This is a genomic window from Vibrio sp. 947, assembly GCF_033339115.1.
Taxonomy (GTDB): domain Bacteria; phylum Pseudomonadota; class Gammaproteobacteria; order Enterobacterales; family Vibrionaceae; genus Vibrio; species Vibrio alginolyticus.
This window is the reverse complement of record NZ_JAWOTX010000013.1, coordinates 149,048-156,116: the sequence shown is the minus strand read 5'-3', so window position 1 is coordinate 156,116 and position 7,069 is coordinate 149,048. Positions and strand designations below refer to the sequence as shown.

Here is a 7,069-nt window from a genome sequence, read left to right as displayed (position 1 = left end):
TACGGCCAAGAGCAAGAAATCAACATCAGCGCAAAAGCGGGTGACGATATCGAAGAGCTTGCGACTTACATTAACGGTCAAACTGACCTAGTGAAAGCCTCAGTAGACCAAGACGGTAAACTGCAAATCTTCGCTGGCAACAACAAAGTCGAAGGCGAAGTCGAGTTTTCAGGCGGCCTATCTGGTGAGCTAGGTTTGGGCGAAGGTAAAAAAGTAACGGTAGATACTATCGACGTAACCTCAGTTGGTGGCGCACAAGAATCTGTTGCTATCATCGATGCAGCACTGAAATACGTAGACAGCCACCGCGCAGAGCTGGGTGCATTCCAGAACCGTTTCAACCACGCAATCAGCAATTTGGACAACATTAACGAGAACGTGAATGCGTCGAAGAGCCGTATCAAAGATACTGACTTCGCGAAAGAAACGACGGCAATGACCAAGTCACAAATTCTATCGCAAGCGTCAAGCTCAATCCTTGCGCAAGCGAAACAAGCGCCAAACTCAGCGCTAAGTCTGCTAGGTTAATTTCAAACCTAAGACGAGAACCTCATTGGCTCGTGGTGAGAGATGAGCGAGTAAACCCAGCTTCGGCTGGGTTTTTTTCTGTCTTTTGGGGCCCCAGGATTTCTGCGAATCACGACATTAGAGCTTCATCACATTTCAGTAAGCCAAAGAAAATAATCGCAAAAAATTGAAAATTTCTTCTAAAGGATATTCATCGGTCGCCGTTAAAGGGACTGAGAGAAATGAGATGTACCTAAGTGAGGTGAGAGACACGACGGTACATTCACTAAAGCCTTAAGGAGATCAATTATGGCGATTAACGTTAATACTAACGTTTCTGCGATGACTGCACAGCGTTACCTAAACCAGGCAGCTGACGGTCAACAAAAATCAATGGAGCGTTTGTCTTCGGGTTATAAAATCAATAGCGCGAAAGACGATGCTGCAGGTCTACAGATTTCAAACCGCTTGAATGCACAAAGCCGTGGCCTAGACATGGCAGTGAAAAACGCAAACGACGGTATTTCTATTGCACAGGTTGCTGAAGGTGCAATGAATGAATCTACCAACATCCTACAACGTATGCGTGATCTTTCGCTTCAATCGGCGAACGGCTCTAACTCAAAAGCAGAACGTGTAGCGATCCAAGAAGAAGTAACAGCGCTAAACGATGAGCTAAACCGTATTGCTGAAACTACCTCTTTCGGTGGTAACAAGCTTCTAAACGGTACTTACGGTACTCAATCTTTCCAAATCGGTGCGGACTCAGGTGAAGCAGTGATGCTTTCTATGGGTAACCTACGCTCAGACACTTCAGCAATGGGTGGTAAGAGCTACGCAGCAGAAGAGGGTAAGGACGCATCTTGGACTGTTGGTGAGAAAACAGAGTTCAAAATGAGCTACACCAACAAGCAGGGTGAAGAGAAAGAGCTATCAATCAGCGCTAAGCAAGGCGATGATATTGAGCAGCTAGCGACATACATCAACGGTCAAAACGATGATGTAAAAGCCTCTGTTGGCGAAGATGGCAAACTACAAGTATTTGCTTCTTCTCAAAAAGTTGAAGGTGATGTTGAGTTTTCTGGCAACCTAGCAGACGAGATCGGCTTTGGTGGCCCGAAAGACGTAACAGTGAAAGACATCGACGTAACCACAGTAGCTGGCTCTCAAGAAGCAGTAGCGGTTATCGACGGTGCTCTTAAGTCCGTAGACAGCCAACGAGCTTCACTCGGTGCTTTCCAAAACCGCTTCAACCACGCAATCAGCAACCTAGACAACATTAACGAGAACGTTAACGCGTCTAAAAGCCGTATTAAAGATACTGATTACGCGAAGGAAACCACTGCGATGACTAAGTCGCAAATTCTTCAGCAAGCAAGTACTTCAATCCTGGCTCAAGCGAAGCAGTCTCCATCTGCAGCGCTAAGCTTGTTGGGCTAAGTGGTAAACCCAGCCTGAGGTCAACACCTTAGTGCTGGGGCACCAAAGCGATAGATTCTATCGTTAGCCCATAAGGTGGAAGGGAGATTGTAATGGATATATCCTCCTACGCATCGAACATCCAGCCTTACGGCACGCCAAATGGCACAAAGTTTGCAAATAAAAATGGCAATGATATAGGCACGTCTAGCCCAGCAAATTCAAATGGTGAGATTTCGCCGCAAAAAGCGAAAAACACCGAATACGATTTCTCTGTTCAAGCTGCGATCGAGATGGCTGAAAGCCGTCAAGAACTGAACAAAGAAGAACGTGAAAAATTGGTCGCACAAATGAATGAATTTGTAACGTCCATAAACAAAGGAGTCGCATTTCGAGTGGATGAAGAATCCGGACGAGATGTGGTGACGATTTATGAAGCCAATACCGGTGACGTGATTCGTCAAATTCCTGATGAAGAAATGCTAGTGGTATTGCGTCGCCTAGCTGAGCACACAGCCAACAGCGGGTTGTTGACTGAAAAAGTGTAAGTCGTTTTTAGAGGTGATTTGATGAGTTTAGGCCCTTTGGGGATGTCTGGCGGCATGGATATTAATTCCATGGTCAGCAAAATTGTGGATGCCGAACGCGTACCAAAGCAGCAACGCATCGACAACGAACGCACGACAATTAATGCCAGTATCAGTGCTTACGGGCGACTCAGAGAATCATTGGATACGATGAAAAATCTCATGGCGAACTTTCGTCAGGAGAAAGCATTTGCCGTTCGCACTGTCGAAACGACCGATGACAATATCGTATCTGCCACGGCAACCACAGATGCTATCGCTGGCAAATATGCTATCGATGTGTTGCAGCTTGCTCAGAGCCATAAAGTCGCTTCTGACGTATTGCCAGAAGACGCAAAATTTGGCCCTGGTAAGCTGCAGATTTCGCTTGGTGACGAGCGTTTTAATATCGATGTTCGTTCCCGATCTAAGCTCATCGATGTCGTACGCGGCATTAATGGCGCTAAAGATAACCCTGGCGTTCGTGCATCTCTTATTAACGACGTCGAAGGTCCACGCCTTATCCTTGCTTCTAACCTCTCTGGTAAGGATCATCAAATCAGAGTCAGTGTGGAGGCAGAAAAAGGCAACCCTCTTAAATATTTCGAATACCAAACACTTGAAGACCGCGTCAACGCGCTTGAAGAAGCTCGTTCAGCGGCGGAAGATGTCTTAGGTCCTCTTAAATTTCCGGAACAACCAGCAGAAGAGCTGGATGCAAACGGCAATCCTCTACCTCCAGAAGAGCAAAAAGCGGCAGACGATGTACAAGATGATGCATCGCAAGCGCCAATCTCTGCGGCGGGTGCAGAAGCAGCCAAAGCTGGTCAAGAAGCCATTGATGAAGCCAACCGACGCGCGAGCTTACGCCCTGAAGACAGAATTCCAGGGTGGACAGAAACTGCGTCAGGTACTTTGTTGGACTCTTATGAAGAACCAGAGCTTGAACTCGACGAAAAGGCAATAGAGAAGGCACCAGATGTACCAGGCTGGAATAATGCCGCATCGGGCACCCTAACCGATTCTTACGTTACGACGAAAGAGGCTAAGCAGCTTCTTGAGCAAGAAAAAGCGGAAATCGAGCAAAAAATTGCGAGTGAAAAGCAAGCGTTAGACGAAAAAGTGGCACGTGGTGAACTTTCCGAAGCGCAAGCTAAGCAAATTCATCGCGCTAAACTTGATCCTCAAGAACGTGAGCGTCTGGAAAAAATTGATGAAGCAGAAGCGAAAATCGCAAAGGCACAATCTGCTTTTGAAGAATACCTTGGAATGACAGAAGTACAAGCAGGGCAAGATTCAGAAGTTCTGCTTGATGGAGTGGCAAAGCTATCTAGCCACAACAATGTGATTGAAGATGCGATCGAAGGTGTTGATTTAACGCTAAAAGGCAAATCAGAACCGAATAAACCGCCTGCTGAAATTGGTGTCGAGTACGACCGTCAAAGTGTACGCAACGATATCGAAAACTTTGTGGCAGCGTATAACTCGTTTTATCAAACCTCCCAAGCGTTGGCGAGTGTGGATCCGGTAACTGGCCAAAAAGGGCCGTTGTCAGGTGACAGCACCGTACGCAGTGCAGATTCACGATTAAAATCGGTCTTTTCTACTCGAATCGATAAAGCACCTGAAAACCTAAAGTCCTTAACAGAATTTGGCATTACGACCACACGTCAAGGCACCCTAGAAATCAACTATGACATGCTAGACCGCCAGTTGAACAATAACTTCAACGAGTTAGAAAAGTTCTTCGGTGGCAACACAGGTTTTGCTAAACGAGTAGAAGATGCGATTCACGGTATCACAGGTATTACAGGCAGTATTCGTACTCGAGAAAAAAGTCTCACAGAACAAAACTACCGTTTGAGTGACGATCAAGCGGCATTAGATCGCCGCATGGAAAGCCTAGAGAAGCGTACTCATGCGAAGTTTACCGCGATGCAAGATGCGACCGGTAAAATGCAGGGCCAGTTAGGCGCTTTGATGAGTGCGTTGGGTTAATAAATGCAAAAAGAACTCATGGAAATTAGTGATATAGATCAACTAATTACGCAAGAATTAGAAAAAATTGATTTTAATGCTGAAGAAATTCTTCGCTTGGTCGATATCAGGGAACGGTTATTGCAAAACCTGTTACCAATTATTCATCAAAATCCTTTGGTTAAGCAGGATGCAGAGTGGCAAGCATTGCTAACTCGTACCAAAAGAATTGTCGAGCTGATGCAATCGGAAACGTCAAAGGTCGGAAAAGAGCTCCATAAGTTTCGTTATGGCCAGCGTTCACTTCAGCAGTACAAAAAATTTATTTAAAAGAGGATTACTATGCGCGGTTCTTTGCAAGCATACAAAAAGGTATCAGTCGACAGCCAGCTTAGCGCGGCTTCTCCGCACAAAGTCATTCAAATGCTTATGGCTGGTGCGATTGAGCGCCTTATTCAAGGTAAAGCAGCCATGCAAGCAGGCAATATTCCAGCAAAAGGTGAGCGCTTGGGTAAAGCGTTAGACATCATTATCGCGCTACGCAGCTGTCTATCTATGGATGACGGTGGTGATATTGCTTCAAACTTAGATTCACTGTATGAGTTTATGATCACGCAAATTTCTGCTGCTAACCATCAAAATGAGCCTCAGCTGATCGACGACGTTATCGACATTATCCGTGAGATCAAGTCCGCTTGGGACCAAATCCCAACAGAGTTTCATAATCTTACCGCTGCTGAAGTTGGTATTTAATAGTCAAAACAATGCGTTAAGATACTAGACGAATATATTTGTCAATTGCGCAACGAGTTGTGTAGCAAAGTTTCTATCAAGCTCACACCTCTCCATTGCTTGGTTGCCTTATTTTTATATTCAAATAAAATAGAAGCCATTAGTAGCCCTAATGGCTTTTTTGTTGCTGATTTTCCTATTTTGTCTATCGTAAATTGAGTGTGGTGGTTCTGCCTTCTTTAGCACCCAATTGCGCAAATCAAGGTTTGGCCGCAACGCACCTAAAATAAAGGCAATCATTCTTACTTATGCATGGTTTGGCAAAGCTGCTTGTAATTGATGATGACGCATCAAGTCGTTTAAATTTAAGCAATATATTGGAATTTGTTGGAGAAAATTGCGAAGCGGTCAGTTCTGATCAGCTCAGCGTTGTTGATTGGTCTAGCGTATGGTCGTGCTGTATTGTTGGTAATATTCCAGCAGGTCAAGCGGCGAGTACGGTTATCTCTCATTTAAACAGCGCTTACCACATCCCTCTTCTAGTCATGGGCCGTTTTCCTTTGCCTGTTGATGATCTTCCAAATTTTGTTGGTGAACTAGAGCTGCCGCTTAATTACCCACAGCTTAGTGAAGCGTTACGCCACTGCAAAGATTTTCTGGGGCTAAAAGGAGTGAATGTTGTTGCTAGTGCACGCAAAAACACGCTTTTTCGCAGCTTAGTTGGTCAAAGTAGAGGTATTCAAGAAGTTCGACACCTGATTGAGCAAGTATCAAACACGGAAGCAAACGTGTTGATCTTAGGTGAGTCCGGTACAGGTAAAGAAGTTGTTGCGCGTAACATCCACTATCACTCTTCATACCGCGATGGCGCATTTGTACCTATTAACTGTGGTGCAATACCGCCTGAGCTCCTAGAAAGCGAATTATTTGGTCACGAAAAAGGCGCGTTTACTGGTGCGTTAACTGCCCGTAAAGGTCGATTTGAGCTCGCAGACGGTGGCACGATCTTTCTTGATGAGGTTGGCGATATGCCAATGTCGATGCAAGTAAAGTTGCTTCGTGTATTGCAAGAACGCTGCTTTGAACGTGTAGGTGGCAATAGTACCATCAAGGTAAATGTTCGAGTTGTGGCGGCGACACACCGTAATCTAGAAAATATGATTGAAGAAGGTACGTTCCGAGAAGACTTGTTCTATCGTCTGAACGTGTTTCCAATTGAGATGCCAGCGCTGAAAGAGCGCAAACAAGATATACCATTGCTGCTGCAAGAACTGATGACACGTTTAGAGGCGGAGGGCGGACAACCTATCTGCTTTACACCTCGTGCAATCAACTCACTGATGGAGCATAACTGGCCGGGCAACGTACGCGAGTTGGCTAATCTTGTTGAGCGAATGATTATTCTGTATCCAAATAGCTTGGTGGATGTAAACCATCTACCAACCAAATATCGCTACAGTGACATCCCAGAGTTCCAACCAGAGAGCAACCCATTTGTTTCGGTGGAAGAGCAAGAGCGTGATGTATTCCAAGATATCTTCTCTGAAGATTTTAGCTTTGAAGATCAAGACGACCTTGATCACAGCATGAACGCCCCGCAAGCGCTGCCACCGGAAGGGGTTAATTTGAAAGAGCTGCTGGCTGATTTAGAAGTTAATATGATCAGCCAAGCATTAGAAGCGCAGGGTGGCGTTGTAGCAAGAGCGGCCGACATGCTGGGTATGCGACGTACTACGCTGGTGGAAAAAATGCGTAAGTACAACTTACAGCGCTAGGTAAAGTGAAGTTTTAAGACGATATCTGAATAATCACTTGGGCTGGTTAACATCGTTTTTCTGGCATCCAAAACCGTTATCTCTGAGTGTCAA

7 protein-coding genes are annotated in these 7,069 nt (G+C 45.3%); all 7 read left to right on the top strand.

Annotation, left to right across the window (positions count from 1 at the left end; genetic code table 11):
* The coding region (locus R7Q39_RS17280) for a flagellin (protein WP_206946719.1) at positions 1-528 on the top strand (528 nt) is incomplete at its 5' end.
* 288 nt (positions 529-816) lie between these two features.
* A complete protein-coding gene (locus tag R7Q39_RS17275; protein ID WP_005380449.1) occupies positions 817-1,947 on the top strand; it encodes a flagellin in 1,131 nt (376 codons plus the stop codon).
* A gap of 92 nt (positions 1,948-2,039) precedes the next feature.
* Positions 2,040-2,474, top strand: a complete 435-nt coding sequence (gene flaG, locus R7Q39_RS17270; RefSeq protein ID WP_005384493.1) for a flagellar protein FlaG — start codon at positions 2,040-2,042, stop codon at positions 2,472-2,474.
* A 21-nt stretch (positions 2,475-2,495) separates the two neighbouring features.
* The gene (gene fliD, locus R7Q39_RS17265) at positions 2,496-4,490 is read left to right on the top strand and encodes a flagellar filament capping protein FliD (RefSeq protein WP_154205107.1); all 1,995 of its coding nucleotides are present in this window, start codon (positions 2,496-2,498) and stop codon (positions 4,488-4,490) included.
* Between the two features lie 3 nt (positions 4,491-4,493).
* On the top strand, positions 4,494-4,799 hold the full coding sequence (locus R7Q39_RS17260; protein WP_005380456.1) for a flagellar protein FliT: 306 nt from the start codon (positions 4,494-4,496) through the stop codon (positions 4,797-4,799).
* Positions 4,800-4,811: 12 nt separating this feature from the next.
* Positions 4,812-5,222 carry a flagellar export chaperone FliS gene (gene fliS / locus R7Q39_RS17255; RefSeq protein ID WP_005380457.1) on the top strand — a complete coding sequence of 137 codons (411 nt, stop codon included), beginning with the start codon at positions 4,812-4,814 and terminating at the stop codon, positions 5,220-5,222.
* A gap of 287 nt (positions 5,223-5,509) precedes the next feature.
* Complete coding sequence (locus R7Q39_RS17250) at positions 5,510-6,976, top strand: sigma-54 dependent transcriptional regulator (protein ID WP_318076481.1); 1,467 nt, start codon at positions 5,510-5,512, stop codon at positions 6,974-6,976.
* Positions 6,977-7,069: the final 93 nt, after the last annotated feature.